The sequence below is a fragment of the Williamsia sp. genome (assembly GCF_016462415.1).
In the GTDB taxonomy this organism is placed as follows: domain Bacteria; phylum Actinomycetota; class Actinomycetes; order Mycobacteriales; family Mycobacteriaceae; genus Williamsia_A.
Genome location: NZ_JAEMTF010000091.1, coordinates 1 through 17,634, shown reverse-complemented (window position 1 = coordinate 17,634; position 17,634 = coordinate 1). Strand labels below are relative to the sequence as shown.

Below are 17,634 nucleotides of genomic sequence, written 5' to 3'. Positions count from 1 at the left end.
GTCGCCGAACCGTGGTGCGTGGGGTGGGCTCAGAAGCCGAAGCTGCCGGATCCGGAGTCGTGGCCGGGGTCGTTGGCCTGGTAGTCGAGGTGGACTTCGGTGTCGGGGGCGGGGTCGGTGAAGTTCTCGGTGGAGTAGTTGACGGTGCCGTCGGCGTCGGAGTCGATGCGGGCGGTGTCGTAGAAGTGGTCGCCGTCGGTGTCCTGGAGTTCGGTGTCGGCGCGGCCGTCGTTGTTGGTGTCGATGTATTTGTGGTCCCAGGTGCCGTCGCCGTCGGTGTCGAGTTGCACGACGTCGATGCGGCCGTCGTGGTTGGTGTCCCAGGAGGCTTTGTCGGCTTCGCCGTCGCCGTCGGTGTCGGTGAGGGTGACGTCGTTGGTGCCGTCGCCGTTGGTGTCGAGTTCCCACATCTGGCCGGTGCCGTGCGAGGAGCTCTGCGGCGTGGTGTCGGACTCGGTGCTCGTCCGAGACGATGTGGTCGAGGATTCGCTCGACCGCGACGAGGAGTCTCGTGAGGTCGAGTCGCTGCTGGTGGGGGAGTCGTTGTGGGTGGTCGAGGTGGCCTCTGAGCCCGTCAGGGTGGTGGCGCGTAGGTCGACGCTGGTGGTGGAGTCGGGCTTGCCGTCGCCGTCGGAGTCGACGACCTGACGGTCGTAACGACCGTCGTGGTCGGTGTCGGTGACCATCACGTCGATGCGTCCGTCACCGTCGGTGTCGCTGGCACGCGCGTCGACCATGCCGTCGTGATCGGTGTCGGCCTCGACGTAGTCGTAGGTGCCGTCGTTGTCGACGTCGGTGAGGACCACATCGGTGGTGCCGTCGTGATCGGTGTCCATCTGCTTGGTGCTCATCTGATCTCCTCGGGTGTTGGGAGCCGCTGTCGACTCGGACACAGCATCAGATGCACCCACAGACCCCCGATGTTCCCCGGGTTCGAAAAAGGTCTGATCCCGACCGTCTCGACGACCGCACCACGGACCCGGGAACAAACGCATGCGGCGACCGCATCCCATGTGACGACGGATTGCTCACCGGCGATGCGATTTACTGTCTGTGTCGAGCCCGACGCAGGGCAGGCCGAGTCAACGGAAGCGGGGCGGTGTCGATGAGCAACGAGTCTGCGTCGCGGGCCGTCCCGCTCGGCGGGGATCCCGACGGCGAGGCAACCAAGGTCCTGGGCGCCGCGGCATCGGTGCTGCGCGCCTACAAACTCGACGATGTGGCCGATCTCGCGGCCCGGAAGGCGGCACGTGATGGTCAGGTGCGCAGTGTCGTCGTCGTCGGTGAGGTCAAGCGCGGCAAGAGTTTTCTCGTCAATGCCCTCGTCGGACGCCGCGACCTCTCGCCGGTGGGTGTGAACGTGGCGACCACCGTGGCAATCAGCGTGTGCCCGACTGACGACCCGCCGCTCGACGGCACCGCAGACCTGTTGTTCCCCGACCGCACCGAGCAGGTGCCGCTGCGCACGCTGCCCGACTGGGTGACCGTCGACGGACGGTGCGTTCGCGACCCCGGTGTGGCCTCACTTCCCACCAGGGCCGCCATCCCCGTCACCGACACCGCGTTGCCCGGCGTGACCATCGTCGACACACCTGGCGTCGGTGGCCTGGATCCGGCGATGGCGACCCTGGCGACGCAGACCGCACAGCAGGCCTGCGTCGTGGTGATCGCATGCGACGCCTCGTCTCCGCTGACCGCACCGGAGATGGACTTCATCCGCGACGCCGGCGCGTCGGTCGACGCCCTGATCGTTGCGGTGACCAAGACCGACAAGAACATTCGACGGTGGAAGGAGATCGTCGCCGACAACCGGCGTCTGCTGGCCGACCACCTCGACCGCGAGGTGACCGTGGTCGGGGTGTCGAGCCTGCGGGCGGTGATGGCCTCGGAGATGCCCCCCGGCCCCGAGCGCGACCACGCCGAGCAGACCTCCGGGATCACCGACCTGCGCGCCGAGATACTGCAGCGGTTGGACTCGGCCGCGCAGCTACCGGCGATCGACGCTCTACGGACCACGCGCGAGGGGCTGCTGACCGTCGCTCGGCGGGTCGACTCCGAGTACCAGGCCATCGAGGGTCGCGGCGACACCCTTCCCGACCTGACCTCGCAACTCGAGGAGCTGCAATCGCTCAAGGAACAGAGCCGCGAATGGGAGCAGTACCTCGCGCGCGACCTGATCGAGTTGCGGCAGAAAGCCATCGACGACAGCGACCGGCGGCTCGAAGAGATCCGTGACCGGTGGACCACCCGCATCAACAAGAACGGCATGGAGGTCCTACGGCACAGCCCGCAGAAGTTCACCGCCGACATGCAGAACGAACTGCAGCAGGCGTTGGCGATGACCATGTCGGGATTTCTCGGTGAGCTCTACACGACCATCGTCGCGCCGCGCTTCCACTCGAACGTGGTGTGGGAGCAGATCTGTGGTCGTATCGTCGGATCACTGCAGGGCCAGTCCATCGACGGCCCCCAGGTGGGCAGCAAACGACACGGTCTGTTCGACCCGACCCTGCTGACCATGGGCGTGATGGGGTCGTCGACCATCGGCGGTCTGATCGGGTTGTCGGCCGCGCTGGGTGTCGGTGCCGTGGTCGGAACGCTGTGGGTGGGGGTCAACCTGGGGTTCCGTGCCATGCGGACCGGGAAGAACAACCTGCTCACCTGGCTGCGCGAGACCATGACCCTGACGCGAACGGTCACCGCGCGACTGTTGGAGATGGCGATCGCCCAGGCCCGCCCGGAGATCATCGTCCGCTACCGAAACCATCTGCGTGTGTCCATCGAGGAGCTGCAGCGTCAGATCAGGGTGGCTGAGGAGGCGGCCGGCGCCGACGCGGCGCGTCGCGAGAAGGACCTCAAGCGCCTCGGCAACAACCGCGACGTGATCCGCAAGCGCCTCGACGAGACCGAGCGGATGCTCGCGCGACTGCAGCAGATGGCGGAGAACCCATGAGCGGCATGATGTACGACCCCGTGCAGGTGGTTCTCGACCGCGGCCTGCGCTCCCTGGCGTCGCTCGGTGGCGATCTCGTGGGTCACGCCAACGCGATAGGTGCGAGTCTGTGGGCGCCACCGCGGCTGGTGGTCGTCGGGCGGCTCAAGGCGGGCAAGTCGACACTGGTCAACGCGTTGATCGGCGCGCCCGTGGCCGAGACCGCCGCACTCGAGGCCACCCGGGTGGTGGCGGTGTACTCCGACGGTGCACCGTCGCGGGCCGAGGTCGTCGCGCTCGACGGCACCCGGCACCCGGTGCCGGTGGTGCCCGGTCGCACCAGTGCACTACCGCTCCCCGACGAGCAGATCGCCTATCTCCACCGGTGGCTGCCGTCCGCGGCGATACGCGACCTGACCTTCGTCGACACCCCCGGCCTGGCGACGCTGACGACGAAGAACGAGCGGGCGACCCGCCGAGTCCTCATCGACGGATTCGAGCAGACCCGGTCGGCGTCGGTCGACGCCGACGCGGCGGTGTTCCTGTTCGACTCGACCCCACGGGCGGACGAACTGGACTTCCTCAAGCAACTCCCGCTGTCGCCGCTGAACACCCTGGGCGTGCTGTCCCGGGCCGACAGTTTCGGTGAGGGCGCTCTGGGTCGGCGCGATCCGCTGCACCACGCGGCCGAGCACGCCGTCCACATGAGTCACGAACTCGCGCAGACGGTGTCGACCGTCGTACCGATCTCGGGTCTGATGGCCGAGACCAGCCACACCGGGGCCCTGGGCGAGGGCGATGCGCGGGCGCTGGCCTCGCTGGCCGGCCTGGCCCCGCTCGCGCTGATCGACGCACTCGAGTCGGACGCCCCCGGCCCACTGACCCCGGAAGTCCGCGACCGTCTCCTCGACCTCGTCGGCGAATACGGCGTCCTCAACGGTCGACAGGTGGCGACGGGCGGTGCGGCCGCCCTCAACCAGTGGCTCGCGGCGAACTCCGGGATCGACGCGCTACAGCAGGTCCTGCGGACCTCGCTCAGCGAGTTCGCGGTGCTCAACCGTGCAAGTCGGGTTCTCGACCGCGTCGATGCGCTGGCCTACACCCACCCGGCCCGGGAGCACATCCGGTCGATCGCCTACGCCATGCGCAGCGAACCCGCGATGCTGCGCGTCGGACTCCTCGGTGATCTGCAGCGGTTGCTCGTCGCCGACCCGCGCAGTCCCGTCGTCACCGAACTCCGCACCCTGCTGACCGGTCGCAGCCCGGCCGCGTGTGTCGGTCTGCCGCCGGACGCGTCGGTCGATCACGTCCGTGCCCACGCCCGACAGCGACTCGCGACCGCGCAGGGACGGGCGTCGGCGACCATGACCGCGGCCGAGGACGCCGCCCTGGTCGACGTCATCCGTGCCTATACGTCGCTCATGACCACCGGTCATCTGTGACCCTCCACCCCACCCGAGAGGATCTTCCCGATGTCGTCTGACGACTGGTTCCTGAGCATCGATTTCGGTACGTCGAACACCGCCGCCGCGCATTCGGGGGCCCTGAGCGGTGCGATCGAGTCGATGTCGCTGTCGCACGCGGGCAACCTGATGCCGTCGGGTGTGTTCGTCGACGCCCCCGATCGGATCGCGGTGGGCGAGCACGCGGCGAACGAGGCGCAGCGCAACCCCGCCGCGTACATCCCGGCACCCAAACGTCTCGTCGGGCAACCGTCGGTGGCCGTCAACGGGTTCATGGTCCCCACCTCGGCGCCGATCGCCGCGGTGCTGCGGACGGTCTTCTCCCGGTCGGTGGCACTGCACGCCGGTCAGATGCCGGCCCACCTGGTCCTCACCCACCCCGAGGCGTGGTCGCCGTCGCAGATCCGGACCCTCACCGTCGCGGCGACCGTGGCCGGGATGCGACCCGACGCGATCACGACCGTCTCCGAACCGCGAGCCGCGGCTGCGCATTACGCACGTGGCAACCGCCTCGCCGACGGCGCGAAGATCGCCGTGTTCGACTTCGGCGGCGGAACCCTCGACGTCGCCGTGCTGAGCAAGAACGCGGGCGGCACCTTCACCGTCCTGGCCGCCCGGGGCGACAACGGTCTGGGCGGCAAGAACTTCGACGCGCTCATCCGACAGTGGGTCGACGAGCAGCTCGAGGCCCGCAACCCCGATCTGCTCGGGTACCTGCGTCGCGATGCCCCGGTCGGCATCCGACACCAGCTCGACGACTCCATCCGTCGCGCGAAGGAGCTGTTGTCGGAGACCCCGTCGGCGACCATCACCGCCGCCGGCGGCGGGTTCCACGAGACGCTCCAGTTGACCAGGGACGAGTTCGACGAGCTGATCTCCGCGCCCATCGGTGTCGCGCTGTCGTTGACGCGGTCGACGTTCGCCGATGCCGGCATCACCCGACGCGATCAACTCGGTGCGCTCTACCTCACCGGCGGGACGTCTCGGATCCCGCTGGTGCATCGCGCTCTGCAGGAACTCGGGCCGGTGGCGACTCTCGACGACCCGAAAACCGTTGTTGCCCAAGGCGCACTGAGTTCATGGATGTCCTCATCGCCGCACCGGCCACACATCCCGGGTGCGGACAGCGTCATGGGCGACCGGTTCCCGACGTCGCCCACCGACCGGCTCGGGGGCCGTCCCGCGGCACCGACCGTGCCGACTACGCCTGCGCCCCAGGGATGGTCGGACGCCGACACGCCGAAGGCCAACCCGACCGCTGATCGCCGTCGGCGTCGCGGCCCACTGATCGCCGCAGCGGCGGCGGTGGCCGTCGTGGTCGCTGCCGGGGCCGTCGCGGCGGTCACGCTGTCCGGGGGCGGTGGCGACGATTCGCCGCAAGCGCAGTCGTCGGCGTCGGCGACCACGTCCGGTCCCGCGGTCTCACTGGCGACGACGCAGGAGCAGGTGCTCGCCGCGGTGCCGGCGACACTCGCCGACAGCCTCACGAAATGTCAGAACCTCTCGTTCACCGAGAACCAGGGCGTCGAGGTCCGATGCGACTTCAAGCCGGGCGCGAGCACCATCACAGGACTGGCGGCCACCGACTCCGCCGTCGACCCGTACGTGACCGTGTCGGTCGACGAGCTGGCCGCCCGCAAGGCGGTCGTCGCCAACCGGCAGGGCAACTTCGACGGCACCGCGACCTTGGTGGAGAACGCGGCCAAGACCGCATCTGCGTCGATCGAGCAATCCTCGAGTAGCAAGAACTACACGGTGTCCTACGCGGACAACACGAGGTTCCTGATGGTCAAGGCGTGGAACCTCGCCGGCGTCGAGCAGGGCAAGACCTTCCTGAGTCGGACCGGACTCATCTCGTGATGTCGGGAACACTCGCGCACCTCGGACGCATCTGACACTCCATGACCGATGCATCACCGTGGCCGACCGACGGTCCGGAACTATGCTCTCCGGGAGACGAGGCGACGACCGATGCGCGGTCCCTGCTCGGCGAGCTGGGCCTGCGAGTGGATCGGGACTACCGGGTGCCGGTTCGCGTGTGGCAGACCGCGGTGACGACCGCACTGCACGGAGAGAGGAACTGTCATGGCCGATGAGGACCCAACGGTGCTCAGATCGCTGGGCATCGATGTCGCCGACGAGTACTCGATCCCCGATTCGGTCTGGGCCGGCGCACTCGACGCCGCTTTCGATCCGGACGCCCCGATCGCCGACCCGGCGCTGGTCCCCGAGATGGACGACGACGGCGACATACCGGTCGACTCCGTCGATGACTCCGCGGAGATCTCTCACCATGGTGGCGACGATCACGCACCGGACCACGTCGCGGCCGACGAATCGCACGACGACGCCTCGATCGATGTCCACGGACACGACGACATCGGTGATCACCCGTCGCCCGGACACGAGCACCACGACGACCACACGACCGACCACGACTGGCACGGCTGATCGGCGATGGACGAATCCGCACTGCTGATCCAGGCCCGCAACGGGGACCAGCGCGCCTTCGCCGAACTGGTCGGGATGCACAAGAACCGGGTGTGGGCCGTGTGTCTGAACATCGCAGGCAACCGTCAGGACGCCGAGGACGCGGTCCAGGACACGTTGATCGCCGCCTGGCAGCACCTCGACAAGTTCCGCGGCGAAGCCCGTTTCAGCACCTGGTTGCACCGGGTCGCCGCCAATGCCGCACTGGCACTTGTCCGTAAGCGTAAACCGCAGACCGACACCGTCGACTTCAACGACCCGGATCGGCCCGTCCTGCTCGACGACGACGGGTCGGTGGCGTTCGACGATCGCCTCGCGATCCGAGATCAACTCCGAGCGGCCCTGGCCGAGATCCCGGAGGAGTTCCGTGTCGCCATCGTGCTGCGGGAGTTCGGCGACATGAGCTACAGCGAGATCGCCGAGCACCAGGGTGTCGGGGTGCAGACCGTCAAGTCACGACTCAACCGTGCCCGGACTCAACTCGCGGACCGGATGCGTGCCCTCGAGCGGTTGCCCGAGGTCCACTGAGACCCGCTGGACGCCGGGCGGTTCGGCCGGGGCGACGGGACTGATCAGTCGGTTTCTTCGCCGCGTCGGATGGCGCCCAGGGGGCCGGGATCGCTGTCGGACGACTCGGTGAAGGCCCGGATCTGATCGCCGAGACTGCCGAACGCGGCGCCCGCGCCGGCGCCGGCCGTCTGGACGATCAGCGACGCGAGCGCCTCGGGCGTCTTGCGCATCGCGTCGTCGCTGATCCGGAGGTCGAGCAGCTCGCCGGTCCCGGACACGACGACCGTCACCAGTTCGTCGGGGTCGGAGTGCTCGGCGCGGATCCCGGAGATCGCCTCGGTCGTCGACTGCAGACGGTCGAGCGCGCGTCGGGCACTCGCCTCGATGTCGTCGAAGGTGATCGGGAACGTCGGCGGCATCGGCGCGCTCGCGGGGAGCGGTGCCGGTGGTGGAAAGTTCTGTTCGCTCATACCCGCCTCAACCACGTTCCCGTCTCGTCGCCTTCGAAGTATTCGTCGACCCGGCGGTCCATCTCGGCTGCCTCCCGCTCTCCGGGAAGTCCTGTGTACGACACGGCCTCGAGCGTGTGACCGTCGCGCAACAGGGCCGCCCGCTGGGTCGCCCCGGCGCGGGTCCCGGCCTGCTTGCACAGCAGCAGGATGGTCTTCGCGAGTTTCGCCGCGGATCCGTCCATCTCGGATCGTTCGATGTGAATCGATGTCGGCAGCCCGTTCAGCGTGGTCCGCACCTCGATCGAGCCGGTGGGGGTGGCGGCCCTCCCGACCGTGGTGAGGGAGTGTTCGGGCTCCGACTCGTCCTCGCCGGCCGCGGCGTCCGTCGCCTGCGCGTCCGGGCTCGCCTCGTCGCCCCAGTCGTCGTCATCCCAGTCGTCATCGCTGTCGATGTACCTGTCCACGCGACCATGATGGCACCCCGCGACGACCCGGCCACGCCTCACGGACCGGTTCTCCACAGGGTCGGGCGCGAAAAAACTCTCGCCCGTCGGGAACCGATTCGCCGTTCGCCGCATCTGAACCATCACGACGAACGGGAATGATGATGAACGTCTCTAACGATCGCGTGGAATAGTGGTCGGATGTCGGTTATCCTCCTTTTCGAAGCAACAGCTGGACAAGCGTCCGGCGATCGATGACTCCAGGGGGTCGTGGTTCAGATGACTGATGTATCCGTCCATCCGGACGCAGTTCGCGCCTACGGTACGGCGGTGGCCGGCATCGGCACGGCGATCGAGAGCGCCGGAGCCATGGACCTCGCCGCCAACGTGGCCGTGATGGTCCCGATCTTCGGGCTCATCGGCCAGGACTTCCTGGCCAGCTTCGCCGGAGCCCAGTTCGCCAATGCGGTGTCGACGGCCTCGCTGGTCGGTGTGCACGCGTCGAGCGCGGCCGGTGCCTTCGGGGCGGCCGCCGGGTACGAGAACAGCGACGGCGACACCGCCCACAACCTGGGATCGGCGGGCTCGACCCTATGACGGAGGGTGCGGGCCACGCGCCGGCACCCGGACACGATCCGACCGCGGGTCACGGTCCCAGCGTGATGGACATGCTGGAACACAGCGGAGTCGCTCCGCTGCTGCACATGCCGGTCGGTGATGTCCTGGCGTCGCTGAAGCTGCCGCCGCTTCCGCAGCTGCCACCGATGCCGCCATTGCCGCATCTCCCGCCGCTGCCGACGATCGACATCGCGTCGCTGTTCAAGCCACTCACGGATCTGCTCTCCGGTTTCGGCTCCGGGGACATGGCAAACGCACCGTTCGATCCCACCCAACTGCTCACCGGACTGCAGCAGGCGTTCGAGAGCGTGACCGGGCTCGGAACCCAGGCGATGACGATGGTGGCACCGTTCTGGGCCGGCGCCGGCGGTACCGCGGCGATCACCAAGGGCGTGGCGGCCAACGAGAACGGGGTCACGACCGGCGCGCAGAGCGGTGACATCTCCCGAATCGTGGCCGTGGCGACCGCGACCGTCGGCAAAGGCGTTGCCCTGCTCCAGGCGATCATCGCGAAGTTCGTGACGTCGGTCGCGGCACTCATGCCGTTCATCACCACCCCGGTGGGCATCGCGGGCATCATGGCGTCGGCCACCGAGCACCTCGCCGAGGGCATGGTGGTCGTCGGTGAGACGCGTGCCGAACTCACCGCGCACACCGCGAACATGACGGTGTCCGGTGCGCCGGTGCCCATCACCGCTGCGCCGCAGATGATGTCGTCCATACCCGGCATGGCGTCGACGGCCGTACAGGCCGTCAGCTCGCCCATCCAGTCGATCGCCGGCGCGTTCGGCGGTGCCGGTGCTGTGGCCGGCGGGTCGCTCAAGGCTCGCTCCGCGTCCCTGCACGCCGAGGCCGGAGACGACCTCAAGTCGGCGAAGACGTCGACCGCAGGTGCCGGCGGAGCCGGTGGTGGTGGCGGGGGTGTCGCCGGTATCGGCGGAGTGGGTGGCCTCGGTGGTGCCGGTACCGGCCCGACCGGGTCCCTCAGCTCGCGGCCGTCTGACTCGCCGATGGCCCCAGGGCGGGTGACCGGGTCGTCGTCGTCCGAGGAGGTCACGACCACACGGGCGACGAGCACCTCGGCCGTGACGCCCGGCGGCATGCCGATGGGGGGTGCAGCCGGTGCCGGTGCCGGTGCCTCGAATGCGACCCACTCACGGGACACGCCGGTCGAGGCACGGTACGCCGACGACGTGGTCGGAGAGGTGCCGACCGCCAGCCCATCGGTCCTCGGTGGGGTGGAAGCACCCGTGGCCCAATCGGTCTGGGACAGCCCGGACGAGCTCGAATCCTGATGATCAGCACGAAGACACACGAAAGAAGTGGACGCAATGAGTGACATCTCCGTCGACCCGCATCACATCGCCCACGCTGTCGGACGCCTCGAGAGCATCGCCGCCGAGATCGAGCGCACCGTGGGTCAGCACCGGTCGACGCTCCAGGTCAAGCCGGCCGGCGTCGATGAGGTCTCGACGACGGCTGCGAAATCTTTTTCCGAATCAGCGGAACTTTTCGACGCGGAAATCGTCAAAGGTGTGTCGGCCATCCGCGACGTGGCGAGCGCGCTTCGCGACGGAACGGCAACGGTCGGGGCGTCGGATGCCGCGCTGGCCGAGGACGTCTCGGGTATCTGAGTACACCGGGTTCGACACCACCAACGAGATGAGGAGCCAGAACGATGGTCGGGTTCACAGGAGTGCGCTGGGAGACGCGGCAGGCCGAGCGCCTGAGCCGGGATCTCTCGGCGGGCGCCGGACCCAAGCCGTTGTTCGAGGCCGGTCTGGCCTGGGCGGCGATCGCCTCGTCGCTCAAGGACCTCGACACCGAGATCACGCAACTCCGTAAGTCCGTCGTCGAAGGATGGTCGGGGTCGGCGGCGCCCGGTGTGCTCACGGCGTTGGAGAAGTTGACGACCTGGGTCACCCAGACCTCGGAGATGGCACGGGAGAACGCGCAGGCCGCCGAACGACAGGCGATCGCGCACACCGTCGCCGTCGCGGCCATGCCCGACGCAGGTGTCATCGCAGGGGTGGCTCAACTCGAGGCGGCTCTGAAACTCGTCGTCGCACCTCCCTCGGCGCTGATCACCGGTGGGATCGCGAAGCTCGACGAGCAGGCCATGGGCATGAAGGCGCAGGCGTCGCGGGTCATGGAGTCGTACGAGCACGCCACCACGCCCGTGTCGAAGCCGGCCCATCCGCCGGAGGCCCCGAAGGATCTCGTCGACCACAGGGGTGCCGCCGAGGCGCGTGCGGCCGCGGAGGCCAGATTGGCCGCGTCGAACGGTGCTGCGATCGCCGCCGCGCAGGGTGCGATGTTGGCGGTGGCCGCGATGAGCGGACCCCGTGGGCGCCTGCGTGCGTCTGACGAATTCGTCAGTCAGACAAAGCGAGCCGACATCCGGGTGGACGCAGCCTCCGGTGAGGAGGTCGTCGTCGCGGTCGACGGAACCACCGTCACCCCCGCCGGTCCCGCAGGCGCGCCGTTCGTTCCTTCGGCGGGCATTGCACAGGGCTCGAATTCCGATGCGGCGCAGGTCGTCGCGACGAACTATGATTCTGTACAGGAAGTCGTGCCGTCCGGGACGACGTCAGCGGCGCCGTCGGTCATCGGCGTCACGGATCGGGGGGAGGCGTGACGGTCATCGGGTTCGACACGGTTCACGAGTTCACCCTCGACGAGATGCTCGCGCTCTGCGATGCGCTCGCCCTTCAGGCAATGCCGGCTGTTCTGCGGATCGAGGCACGCGACGAGGACACCGCGCCCACAGCCGATCTCGAGTCGGCGCGGAAAGGTCTCATCCGAGACGGCGAGCTGGACGAGTTCGGCAACGTCGATCGTGACGTACGCGGTGCGCTCGAGGCCGCGGTCGCCCCGGACTGGATGATCGAGATGCGACGGGTCGACGCAACGCAGATCCTCCGGGTCTGTCTGGTCGGTGTCGATGACCGCCGGTTCATGGTGACGCGCAACGGCGAGCAGTTCACCACGCGTGAGCTCCGTGCTCATGACGACGCGGCGCTGGTCCGGAGCGAGATCGGTCGACTGATCGGCGAGGCGCTCGGCGCCGCGGTGCGGGAGATCCGTCAGCCCAGCGACGTGCTGGACTCTGCGCTGGCCGCCTGCGCCGACCCGGATGACTATGCGGCCACCTTCTTTCGGTTCGGACTCGACGAGACCGACGCGCGGATCCTGTCGCAGGCCCTGTGGTCGTGCAGCGGACAGACCGAGATCGTCGCCCACGCATCGAACGCAGCCGAGCGAACCGTGATCGCGGTGTTCGACACCCATCGGGGACGCATCGTCTCCGTCGCGACCCCATCGGTCACCGGCGAACGGTGGACCTCCATCGCACCCGGTGACCGCAACCGCGTTGCCGCGGCGTTGCGGCAACTGGCCCACACACTTCCCGGAGTCGTCTGATGACAGCTGCCTGGGATCGGCGGGAGCCCGGCTCTCGTGACATCACAGACGTCCGATGGTCGGACACTATGGAGGGAAAGAGTTATGAGCAGCACAGGTATTGATCAGGCGAGAGTTCAGGCTTTCGTCAGCAAGGGTGAGGGCGTCCGTGGCCACATGGAGAGCACCCTGAAGGCGACCCAGGCGTCGGTGGACGCCGCGATCTCGCCCGCCGTCTGGGGAGGACAGGCTTCTGCAGCTTTCGGCGATGTCACCACCCGCTACCAGACCGCATCGATCAAGTTGAACCGCGCGATGCAGGACATCCTGGACTCCGTGAAGACGGGTGCGAACAAGCTGCAGGGTTCCGATGAGGCAAACAGCCAAGCCGTCAAGACCGCCGCCAGCGGCAACGTCCACCTCTGAGCAGCTCACCACCCAACACGGAAGGACCTGAAAATGTCTGATGGCAAGATCACATACTCTGCGGGAATCCTCGAGAACCTCAACGACATCACGCGTCGCGAGGCCGAGTTCACCGGTTTGATCCAGGAGATGGAAGACCTGAAGAAGAGCCTGGAGGGTGAGGAAGGGTGGAACCCGCAGTCGGAGTCGGCGCAGGCGTTCTACGGTGCCCACGGCCGCTGGACCAACGAAGTGCACGAGATCCAGCAGGTGCTGCGGACCATCATCGCGCGTGCCACCGACGGCGTCGGCGACATGGCGAGCACCGAGAAGAGCGTCGCCTCGATGTTCCACGGCTGACCCACACTCTCGAACACAAAGGCGGGGAATCCCATTCGGGACTCCCCGCCTTTGTTCTCACTCGTCGGACTGTGAGTGCCGGTTGTGACGTCCGTTGGGTGGACCGAAGTCCGGCCGGCTCGGTGCGGCGCCAGGGGGCGGCCCTGACGGTCGATCACGCGGCGTGTAACCGCGGGGCGCTGTGCGAGGCCCCTGCGGCGGGACCGGTGCTCCCGTGTCCGCACGTCGGAAGTTCTGTTGCGGGGGCCCATCGGGACCTCGCGGGCCGGGTGGCGGCGGGACACGTCCGCGGCCCGAACGGTCCCCGGCACCAACGGGTTCCGCCGTCCGGGGCTGGCGTGCACCCTCGATGAGCGAGCTCTCGGCCGGCAACGACACCAGCGACACCGCGAGGGAGTCGGTCCTGGTCACCACGAACACACGGTTCTGGTCGTCGCGTTGCTGATAGATGGCGACATCGGACGTCTCGTCGAGACGCTCCGGCAGGCCGGCGGTCCGGTGTACGCGCAGCTGCGTCCCGACCGTCGGGTCCTCGGTCGCCTCGCGCGCGTCGAGGATGCAGAGCGTGAACATGGCTGCGGTGTTGCTCTGTTCGATCGGCGACGTCATGAACACCGTCCGTGCGTCGTTGACGTTGGACACCAGTGGCCGCCAGACGTCGGGGCGGTCGGTCTTGATGATGACCTTCGCGCCGACCGCGATGGCGCGGACCACGATCTGCTGGGTGAGGAACGCCGAGCCGTAGACGTCGACTCGGCGTACATCGGACCCGAACAGCGGAACCGCGATTGCCTCACCGCGGACGTCGGCGCCGAACAGCTGTCCGTGCCCGCCGTCGACGACCCGGATGGCGTCGAGTTCGTCGAGGTCGAGGGAGATGGCCGGAAGCGACGCGACGTCGTCACTGCCAACCGGGAGTGTGCGGTTGAGCGCGGGCCGCTGCCGACCGTCGAGGCGCCGCAGGGCCTCCGGAGGGTTCAGGACCAGCTCACCGATGGTGGCGTACCGGACAACCGTCGACAAGGTGTACTTCCGCCGGTCACGGGTGAGCCGGATCGCGCAGGTTGTCGACGCGCTCGGGACCGTCCAGATGGCGTTGCTCAGGGCAGCGTCCACCGGGGTGTCGATCGTGTAGGCGGTCGTCGAGTAAGGGCCGTAGGTGATCGATGACCACCCCTCGGCGGCGTCATCGACGTTCGCGTTGTCGATCAACCCGGCCGACATCGCCGAGATGCCGTGCGCCGTGAGCATCGACGGACGGTAGCCCTCGTGCGCAAGATGATTGGCCACCCGGCGGGTGGCGGCCATCGCGGTCTTGAGCACCCCGGCCGACCCGCCGCCACGTGACGCGATTGCGTCCGGGCACAGCAACGGATTGAGTCGAAGGACGACCCAGACGTCCTGCTGTGGGAGCGTCGGGAGATTCGATGTCAGCCGGACATACGGTCCGGTGAGATGCGCAGCGCCGCGCGATCGCCACCCGTGTGCGACCACATCGATCGACTCGAGTTCGATGTCGAACTGCGACAGCGCCTTCGCGATAACACCCAGCGACAGCTGTGACGTCGAGACGATCGAGTTCGACGGCTTGAGGACGGTCGGCGAGACCGGCCGGGCGATGCGGACCACGGTGATGAGACGGTCGCCGGCCCAGCGTGCGCCGATGGTCGTGCCGTCGGACTGGGGCAGATCGAAGGGGATCGGCGGGTCGTTCGGGGTGCTGCCGTAGCGCCGAAAGTAGGCGAGTCGGCGGGCGACGCGTCCGTAGACCGAGATGCGCGAGGGAGCACGAATCGCCAACAGCGCACCGATCACACCCACCGCGGCGGCGATCGACGCGGAGATGGTGAACGGTTGGCCGACGGCCCTCAGGACGACGAACACGGCGATCGCGACGACCTCGATGCCGACGATGGACCAGAGCGGGAGGGTCCGCGAAAGACCGCCGGCCGAAGAGGAGGTGCCGAGGCGGGTCGGTGGGGCCACGTCGAGTACCTTAACAGCAGTTCTGTACGGGTGGACGGCTCCCCGAGTGGTCGAGATCGCTGACCCGCGCGGTCGGTTGAGAGCGGATCTTCCAGGAGTGAACGGGGGCGTAATGGCACAGCGCACGACCAAGTCTCAGGTGAGCGGCTACCGCTTCCTGCTGCGCCGACTCGAGCATGCGCTGGTGCGCCGTGACATCCGGATGATCCACGATCCGATGAGCGCGCACATCAAGTCGTTGATCGTCGGATTGGTGCTCACACTCCTGGTTCTCGGTGGCGTGGTGGTGTTCTCGTTCTTCAAGCCGCAGGGGTCGGTGGGGGACTCCAAGATCCTGATGAGCAAGGACTCCGGACAGCTGTATGTGTTGCTCAACGGCCAGTTGAGGCCCGCACTGAACCTCGCGTCGGCGCGACTGGTCACCGGATCGGCCGCGAACCCGAACTCGGTGAAGGACTCGGTGCTCAAGGATTACCCGCGCGGGCCGCAGGTGGGCATCGCGGGTGCGCCCAGCAGTCTCGCGGCCCGCGGCGCGCCGGGTGTCTCCGAGTGGACGGTGTGCGACCGACTCGTCGAGCCCCGGGACCCCGACGGAACGCCCACCGTGGCAGTCGTCGCCGGTACGCCGACGTTCGCGACGGGGTCGCGTCGCGTTGGTTCCGACGACGCCTTGTTCGTGCGCAACGGCGACTCCTATTTCGTGGTCTACCGCAACACTCGCGCGCAGATCGATCCGGAGGATCCGGTCATCCGGCAGTCGCTCGGTCTGCAGTCCATCGCGGCGCGATCGGTGAGCACCGCATTCCTCGACTCGGTTCCGCCGTCACGTCCGATCACCGAGCCGACCATCGTCGACGCCGGGAAGCCGTCCCGATTCAGCTTGGGCGGTGCGCGGATCGGGTCGATCGTCCAGGTGTCGAGCCTCGATGCCTCGTCCGGGCAGGGCGACCAGTTGTTCGTGGTGCTGAGTACGGGCATCCAGGAGGTGTCGCCGTTCGTCGCGGACCTGATCCGTGCGTCGAGCTCCACGAGCGGCCAGCCGGTCACGTTGGGACCGAACGCGATCGCGTCGGTGCCGCGGGTGACCACGTTGTCGCTGGAGGGATACCCGGAGACGGCGCCGGCCGAGGTGGACGGTACGACGCAGCAGACGCTGTGCCTGGGATGGCGCAAGGACCGTGACGCAGAGGCGACGTTGTCGGTGGCGCTGACGCCGTCGATCCCGGTGAAGAACCAGGACGAGCTGATTGCATCGGTCGGGTCGCGGACCGACGGTAGCGGGGCCAATTTGACCTACGTGCAGCCCGGGACCGGCTATTTCGTGCGCACCACCGGGTCGAGCCCGGGCAGCGGCCAGGCCGCATCGGACTTCTTCATCAACGACACCGGGGTCCGCTACGGGGTCCCAGAGAGCTCGATCGCGGCGCTGGGTATGCCGGAGCCGCTGCTGGCCCCGTATCCGGTGGTGAAGCTGATTCCGCCGGGTCCGGCGCTGGCGCGTAATGCCGCGCTGATCGCGCAGTCCGATGTGCCGCCAGGCGCCGGTTCTTGACCGCTCGGTAGTTGGCCGGGAACATCCCGGTTGTTCGGTGCATCCAATCTGTATGGCCGTCGGCGGCGGCCGCGGACCGCGCAGGTCGGTCCGACATACCGATCGAAGGACGCCCGGGATGAACTACTCAGACGACGTGCCGACCACCCGCATCGAGCAGCAGCAGTGGATCGATCCGACTGCGCCGTCGGGTCATTGGAAGCCGCGGGAGGCCCCGAAGGCCAACGGCGGCTGGGCCGTCACCGCGTTGCTGTTCTTCTGGCCGCTGGCGTTCGTTGCCTTCAGTCGGGCGTTGTCGGTTCCGACGTTGCTGGCCCTGGGACGCGTGCAAGAAGCACAGGAGGCGTCGGATTCTGTTGCGCGACTCGGCAAGATCGCAGTGGTGTGCGGAATAGCGGTCGCGGTGTTGGCGGTGGTGATTCAGATGGTCGTGTTGCGCGACATGACTTCCGTGTAGTCCGCCCCTCGCACCGTCGGAAACTGCGCCGTCGACGCGTCAGCTTTTGGTGTCGGGGTTGTCGGTGGTGTCGAGGTTTAGTCCGCCGAGCACTGGTGGCGCTGTGTCGGGGAGCTCGCCGGCGATCTCCTCGCCGTTTTCCTCGGAGATGAGGTAGCGGGCACTTTTGTGTTCTTTCTCGTTTTCGCCGCCGCCGTGTGCTCCACGGGCCCCGCCCATCCCCGGCGACATTCCTGGGCGGGTGGCCGCGGGCGCGGCTTGAGGTGCGGCCATCGCGCGCTCGGCGGCGCTGAGACCGGCTGCGCTGCGCGCGGACAGCGATCCCTCAGCGGCGGCGATTCCAGCGCCGCCGAGCTTGCCGATACCCCCGCCGCCGCCGGCGCCACCTCCTCCGACTCCGCCGCCTTTGCCGAGACCTGCTGCGGCTTTAGCTGCAGCGCTCTTCTCGGCATCGGCCAGTGATCCCAGACCGGCTGACCGGGTCAAGGGCGACGCACCACCTTTGCCGCCCAGCCCCTTCGTGGCGTCACCGGCTTTCGACATCGCCGACTGCGCCGCCGACGC

The 17,634-nt window shown here is 68.1% G+C and carries 18 protein-coding genes and 1 pseudogene; 14 read left to right on the top strand and 5 right to left on the bottom strand.

Annotated features, from left to right (window positions below; genetic code table 11):
- Positions 1–29 precede the first annotated feature (29 nt).
- Complete coding sequence (locus tag JHC79_RS18215) at positions 30–851, bottom strand: hypothetical protein (RefSeq protein WP_296393443.1); 822 nt, start codon at positions 849–851, stop codon at positions 30–32.
- Positions 852–1,105: 254 nt separating this feature from the next.
- Between JHC79_RS18215 and JHC79_RS18210 the strand changes: the two genes are divergently transcribed.
- The 5 genes from JHC79_RS18210 (at position 1,106) to JHC79_RS18190 (ending at position 7,413) form a co-directional block, all read left to right on the top strand.
- Entirely contained in the window at positions 1,106–2,953 is a 1,848-nt protein-coding gene (locus tag JHC79_RS18210) for a dynamin family protein (RefSeq protein ID WP_296393441.1), read from the top strand.
- Positions 2,950–4,374: a GTPase gene (locus tag JHC79_RS18205; RefSeq protein WP_296393439.1), complete on the top strand. Its 1,425-nt coding sequence runs from the start codon at positions 2,950–2,952 to the stop codon at positions 4,372–4,374. Before JHC79_RS18210 ends, JHC79_RS18205 begins: the two co-directional genes overlap by 4 nt.
- Positions 4,375–4,404: 30 nt before the next feature.
- A complete protein-coding gene (locus JHC79_RS18200) occupies positions 4,405–6,255 on the top strand; it encodes an Hsp70 family protein (RefSeq protein ID WP_296393437.1) in 1,851 nt (616 codons plus the stop codon).
- A 225-nt stretch (positions 6,256–6,480) separates the two neighbouring features.
- Positions 6,481–6,846, top strand: a complete 366-nt coding sequence (locus JHC79_RS18195) for a hypothetical protein (RefSeq protein WP_296393436.1) — start codon at positions 6,481–6,483, stop codon at positions 6,844–6,846.
- A gap of 6 nt (positions 6,847–6,852) precedes the next feature.
- Positions 6,853–7,413, top strand: a complete 561-nt coding sequence (locus JHC79_RS18190) for a sigma-70 family RNA polymerase sigma factor (protein WP_296393434.1) — start codon at positions 6,853–6,855, stop codon at positions 7,411–7,413.
- A 44-nt stretch (positions 7,414–7,457) separates the two neighbouring features.
- On the opposite strand, the gene JHC79_RS18185 is transcribed toward JHC79_RS18190, so the two are convergent.
- Positions 7,458–7,865, bottom strand: coding sequence for a YbaB/EbfC family nucleoid-associated protein (locus JHC79_RS18185; RefSeq protein WP_296393431.1), 408 nt, complete (start codon positions 7,863–7,865; stop codon positions 7,458–7,460).
- Positions 7,862–8,311 (bottom strand): hypothetical protein, encoded by a 450-nt coding sequence (locus JHC79_RS18180; RefSeq protein ID WP_296393429.1) that lies wholly within the window; start codon positions 8,309–8,311, stop codon positions 7,862–7,864. Before JHC79_RS18180 ends, JHC79_RS18185 begins: the two co-directional genes overlap by 4 nt.
- A gap of 258 nt (positions 8,312–8,569) precedes the next feature.
- Between JHC79_RS18180 and JHC79_RS18175 the strand changes: the two genes are divergently transcribed.
- The 7 genes from JHC79_RS18175 to JHC79_RS18145 all read left to right on the top strand — a co-directional run bounded on the left by JHC79_RS18175 (position 8,570) and on the right by JHC79_RS18145 (position 13,075).
- Positions 8,570–8,887, top strand: coding sequence for a type VII secretion target (locus JHC79_RS18175; RefSeq protein ID WP_296393427.1), 318 nt, complete (start codon positions 8,570–8,572; stop codon positions 8,885–8,887).
- A 71-nt stretch (positions 8,888–8,958) separates the two neighbouring features.
- Positions 8,959–10,203: a hypothetical protein gene (locus JHC79_RS18170; RefSeq protein ID WP_296393425.1), complete on the top strand. Its 1,245-nt coding sequence runs from the start codon at positions 8,959–8,961 to the stop codon at positions 10,201–10,203.
- 36 nt (positions 10,204–10,239) lie between these two features.
- On the top strand, positions 10,240–10,542 hold the full coding sequence (locus JHC79_RS18165) for a PE domain-containing protein (protein WP_296393423.1): 303 nt from the start codon (positions 10,240–10,242) through the stop codon (positions 10,540–10,542).
- A gap of 44 nt (positions 10,543–10,586) precedes the next feature.
- Entirely contained in the window at positions 10,587–11,546 is a 960-nt protein-coding gene (locus JHC79_RS18160) for a PPE domain-containing protein (RefSeq protein WP_296393421.1), read from the top strand.
- Positions 11,543–12,331: an ESX secretion-associated protein EspG gene (locus tag JHC79_RS18155; RefSeq protein ID WP_296393418.1), complete on the top strand. Its 789-nt coding sequence runs from the start codon at positions 11,543–11,545 to the stop codon at positions 12,329–12,331. Before JHC79_RS18160 ends, JHC79_RS18155 begins: the two co-directional genes overlap by 4 nt.
- Before the next feature lie 84 nt (positions 12,332–12,415).
- Positions 12,416–12,736 carry a WXG100 family type VII secretion target gene (locus JHC79_RS18150; protein ID WP_296393415.1) on the top strand — a complete coding sequence of 107 codons (321 nt, stop codon included), beginning with the start codon at positions 12,416–12,418 and terminating at the stop codon, positions 12,734–12,736.
- 33 nt (positions 12,737–12,769) lie between these two features.
- On the top strand, positions 12,770–13,075 hold the full coding sequence (locus tag JHC79_RS18145) for a hypothetical protein (RefSeq protein ID WP_296393413.1): 306 nt from the start codon (positions 12,770–12,772) through the stop codon (positions 13,073–13,075).
- Between the two features lie 57 nt (positions 13,076–13,132).
- Here the strand turns inward: JHC79_RS18145 and eccE are convergent, their stop codons facing one another.
- On the bottom strand, positions 13,133–15,061 hold the full coding sequence (gene eccE / locus JHC79_RS18140) for a type VII secretion protein EccE (RefSeq protein WP_296393411.1): 1,929 nt from the start codon (positions 15,059–15,061) through the stop codon (positions 13,133–13,135).
- A gap of 112 nt (positions 15,062–15,173) precedes the next feature.
- On the opposite strand from eccE, the gene eccB reads away from it, so the two are divergent.
- Both eccB and JHC79_RS18130 read left to right on the top strand, forming a co-directional pair.
- On the top strand, positions 15,174–16,613 hold the full coding sequence (gene eccB, locus JHC79_RS18135; RefSeq protein WP_296393409.1) for a type VII secretion protein EccB: 1,440 nt from the start codon (positions 15,174–15,176) through the stop codon (positions 16,611–16,613).
- Between the two features lie 118 nt (positions 16,614–16,731).
- Positions 16,732–17,070, top strand: a complete 339-nt coding sequence (locus JHC79_RS18130; RefSeq protein WP_296393407.1) for a CD225/dispanin family protein — start codon at positions 16,732–16,734, stop codon at positions 17,068–17,070.
- A gap of 39 nt (positions 17,071–17,109) precedes the next feature.
- Here JHC79_RS18130 and JHC79_RS18125 read toward each other — a convergent pair.
- A pseudogene (locus JHC79_RS18125) lies at positions 17,110–17,634 on the bottom strand (hypothetical protein); the annotation flags it as partial.

What these genes read in the sequence shown, in the direction of transcription:
- JHC79_RS18215 (WP_296393443.1), bottom strand. Translation starts at nt 851, where the DNA reads ATGAGCACCAAGCAGATGGACACCGATCACGACGGCACCACCGATGTG.
- JHC79_RS18210 (WP_296393441.1), top strand. Translation starts at nt 1,106, where the DNA reads ATGAGCAACGAGTCTGCGTCGCGGGCCGTCCCGCTCGGCGGGGATCCC.
- JHC79_RS18205 (WP_296393439.1), top strand. Translation starts at nt 2,950, where the DNA reads ATGAGCGGCATGATGTACGACCCCGTGCAGGTGGTTCTCGACCGCGGC.
- JHC79_RS18200 (WP_296393437.1), top strand. Translation starts at nt 4,405, where the DNA reads ATGTCGTCTGACGACTGGTTCCTGAGCATCGATTTCGGTACGTCGAAC.
- JHC79_RS18195 (WP_296393436.1), top strand. Translation starts at nt 6,481, where the DNA reads ATGGCCGATGAGGACCCAACGGTGCTCAGATCGCTGGGCATCGATGTC.
- JHC79_RS18190 (WP_296393434.1), top strand. Translation starts at nt 6,853, where the DNA reads ATGGACGAATCCGCACTGCTGATCCAGGCCCGCAACGGGGACCAGCGC.
- JHC79_RS18185 (WP_296393431.1), bottom strand. Translation starts at nt 7,865, where the DNA reads ATGAGCGAACAGAACTTTCCACCACCGGCACCGCTCCCCGCGAGCGCG.
- JHC79_RS18175 (WP_296393427.1), top strand. Translation starts at nt 8,570, where the DNA reads ATGACTGATGTATCCGTCCATCCGGACGCAGTTCGCGCCTACGGTACG.
- JHC79_RS18170 (WP_296393425.1), top strand. Translation starts at nt 8,959, where the DNA reads ATGCTGGAACACAGCGGAGTCGCTCCGCTGCTGCACATGCCGGTCGGT.
- JHC79_RS18165 (WP_296393423.1), top strand. Translation starts at nt 10,240, where the DNA reads ATGAGTGACATCTCCGTCGACCCGCATCACATCGCCCACGCTGTCGGA.
- JHC79_RS18160 (WP_296393421.1), top strand. Translation starts at nt 10,587, where the DNA reads ATGGTCGGGTTCACAGGAGTGCGCTGGGAGACGCGGCAGGCCGAGCGC.
- JHC79_RS18150 (WP_296393415.1), top strand. Translation starts at nt 12,416, where the DNA reads ATGAGCAGCACAGGTATTGATCAGGCGAGAGTTCAGGCTTTCGTCAGC.
- JHC79_RS18145 (WP_296393413.1), top strand. Translation starts at nt 12,770, where the DNA reads ATGTCTGATGGCAAGATCACATACTCTGCGGGAATCCTCGAGAACCTC.
- eccB (WP_296393409.1), top strand. Translation starts at nt 15,174, where the DNA reads ATGGCACAGCGCACGACCAAGTCTCAGGTGAGCGGCTACCGCTTCCTG.
- JHC79_RS18130 (WP_296393407.1), top strand. Translation starts at nt 16,732, where the DNA reads ATGAACTACTCAGACGACGTGCCGACCACCCGCATCGAGCAGCAGCAG.